This is a genomic window from Polaribacter sp. 2305UL8-11, from assembly GCF_058147165.1.
The window spans coordinates 1-236 of sequence record NZ_JBYVJW010000114.1 but is presented as its reverse complement, the minus strand read 5'-3'; the positions used below and the strand labels follow the sequence as shown (position 1 = coordinate 236).

Sequence of the window (236 nt, the reverse complement as noted above, 5' to 3'; positions counted from 1 at the left end):
AGTTGCAATTGCTGGACGTTTAGATCTTAATCCAATAACGGATAAATTAACCAACGAAAATGGTGAAGAAGTAATGCTAGATGAACCTACAGGATGGGAATTACCGCCAAAAGGTTTTGAAGTTAAAGATGATGGTTACTTGGCTCCAGAAAAAGATGTTAGTCATGTAAAAATTGCATTAAAAGAAGATTCCGAAAGATTACAGTTATTAGAACCATTTACTCCTTTAGGAAACT

General features: G+C 34.3%; 1 pseudogene. It reads left to right on the top strand.

The features are described 5' to 3' along the window. Window positions 1-236: pseudogene (locus tag ACY2RW_RS16395) on the top strand (aconitate hydratase); the annotation flags it as partial.